Raw genomic sequence first — 591 nt, forward strand, 5'->3', positions numbered from 1 at the left:
AGCTGTGTGAAAGGAAAGATTACGTTTCCCAAAAACTCCCGCTTTTCGAAGAACAATAATATTATCTCCTTGTCTCGTAAAGAGGACACATTCATTTGGCTGAATGAATATCTGTTTGAGCACCAGTACTTAGATGTTCAAATCAAAAGGATTCAAGCAAAAATCGGTCGTTTGACTCACAGGCAATACCGTTTAAAGCAGAAGCTTGAATCGTACCAAACGCATATTCCGAGCGCGGTGTTTGGGAGTGAAAAACTATTTCGGTCTCAATTTACAATCGATGAGTTTATACGTAACCATGACAAATGGAAAACATTATTTTCCTGTGCTCGAAATAAACAACTCATTCTATCTGGCCGTAAAGATGCCAAACACGGAAATTTTGTGTTTCAGTATATGCTTGAGAAGCAGGAATTGTGGATGACGACAAGTACAGGAAAACTGCTTATGTTTCCAGCTGTCACATTCCCGTATGGACAAGAAATCATTGAGGAAGTGATTAAAAACCAATTACATTGTAAGAATAGGAAAAAACATGGCAAACCGATTGCGTGGTCTGTGGAAGACTATGGGGAGTATTATATTGTGAAA

At 38.4% G+C, this 591-nt stretch carries 1 pseudogene; it reads left to right on the forward strand.

Going from position 1 to position 591, the window contains the following annotated elements:
* A pseudogene (locus QUF99_RS00170) lies at positions 1–591 on the forward strand (IS200/IS605 family accessory protein TnpB-related protein); the annotation flags it as partial.

The organism is Bacillus sp. DX4.1, from assembly GCF_030348195.1.
Classification (GTDB): domain Bacteria; phylum Bacillota; class Bacilli; order Bacillales; family Bacillaceae_G; genus Bacillus_A.